The 1,864-nt window shown below is 78.3% G+C and carries 1 pseudogene; it reads right to left on the bottom strand.

The annotated features are described in order from the left end of the window. Positions 1-1,499: pseudogene (locus tag ABTZ94_RS37390) on the bottom strand (hypothetical protein); the annotation flags it as partial. Positions 1,500-1,864: the final 365 nt, after the last annotated feature.

Genomic DNA, 1,864 nt, shown 5'->3' with positions numbered 1-1,864 from the left:
GTCGGCCGGGGAGCGACCGGTGGGAGGCAGGGCCCGGCAGCCGTCCAGCGGTCGAACGCTCCGGTGCCTCCCGCCTCCTCCGGTCGGGGAACACCGGGACGGGTCGCTCGCGGGAGCGGCGCAACCGCCCCCGAGGCCACGTCGGGGACGCCCCCGACGAAGAGTGCGGCATCGGCCGAAGGCCCAAAACCTGCTCCGGCATCGGCATCCGAGGGCGCCGTACCGGCACCGGCCGCACCCCGGCGCACCCGCCCCGCCGCGGTGCGCCCGCGGCGGACCGCTCCGCCGCTGATCATCGCCCGGCGCCCGGCGATGCCGCTGCGGCACATCACCGGAATTCCGCCGGCCGTGGGATCCGCACCGTCCGCCCCCGTCACCGGCAACGGCGCCGTGCGGCGGATCACGTCCGATCGGCCGGGCGGCCCCGGCACGGCTGCCACCGCCCCCGCGCCCGACGCCGTGCCCGCACCAACACCGGCACCGGACAGCTCCGCCGGACCTCCCGACGTCACGACGGTGCGGCCCGCCCTGGGCAAGCCGCTGCGGGAACTGCCCTCCGGGGCCGTGCCCGCCGACCCGGCGGGGCGGCGCGGGGTCGTACCGTCCGGCCCGGCGGGTCGGCGTGAACCAGGCATGCCCGTACTCCAGCGGCAGACATCCAAGGCACCGGACCCGGTGACCGCACGTCCGCCGGAGGCGACGGCACCGTCCGCGTGTCCGCAGCCGTCCCCGCGTCCCGGCGCCGCGGAGCCGCCCCGGTCGTCCCCGTCCCTCCAGTCGGCACCGGCTCCGGGACGGGGTTCGTCCTCCGGGCCAAAACAGACTCGGAAGTCCGCCGGGCACGAGCCGTCGAAGCCCTCGGGGCCTGTCGGGGCGTCGACGCCGCCACCGCCCGACAGGGCCGGCTCGCCGAGGCGTACCCGTGGCGGGATCGGCGCCCCGCTCCCCTCGCTCCCCTCGACGGCCAGGCTCCGGGACGACGCTCCCCTGCTCGGTGACCGCCGTCGGACGCACCCGGGAGCCATGAGCCCCGGGCAGGGCACGACGCCGGCGCGGGAGCCCTCGGCTCCCCCGCCGTCCGCACCGGCCGGGCCCGTACCGACACCGACGCGGACGGACGGGCCTTCCGGGATGCCGGTGCTCTCGTCCCCCGCGTCCAGATCTCCCGCCCCGGCCGCACCGGGCCCCGCGGCCGTCCAGCGCGCGGCGGACACCCGTACACCCACGAACGCACCCGCCACCGGATCCTCTCCCTCCGCGTCCTCGACTCCTTCGGCTCCCGCTGCTCCGGTACGTGTCCGGAGGGTCGCCCCGGAGCGGGCGCCGGCAGGCGCGTACGGACCCAACGGCGGTGCCGGAGGACAGGCGCCCGCCGTCCAGCGGTCGCGTGCCCTGCTCCCGAGCAGGTCGCTGAAGGTCAGCACCGGCTCGGCCGAGGGCTTCTCGGCCCCGGCGGCGACAGCGGGCAGCGGCACGGCCCGGCCGGTCGTGGCAGCCACGTGGCGTCGTGACGTACCGCAGCCGGGTGCCGCCGTGCCGCCACCGGGGCGCGGGAGTGCGTCGCCCGGACAGCACCGGCCGTCATCCGGTACATCACCCCGGCCGACGGCCCCTCACCCGCACACCGAGCCCGCCGCACCCACCCCGCCGCACCGGTCCCGCCCCGACGGCCGGGCAGCGGCGCCCGAACAGCCGGCGCGCGCGGGACGAACACCCGAAGTGCCGGGACCCGGCGGGACCGTCCAGCGTTCGGTGTCCAAAAACCCCGGGCCCGCGGCCCCTCGGAGCGGGGCACCGTCGGGCCTCCACGTTTCGCGACACCCACGGTACTCGTCAGGCCGGGCACGGCGGGCGGATTCTCAGA

It is taken from the genome of Streptomyces sp. NPDC002785 (assembly GCF_040295565.1).
Classification (GTDB): domain Bacteria; phylum Actinomycetota; class Actinomycetes; order Streptomycetales; family Streptomycetaceae; genus Streptomyces.
The sequence above is the reverse complement of the archived record's forward strand: the minus strand, read 5'-3'. Positions and strand labels throughout refer to the sequence as shown.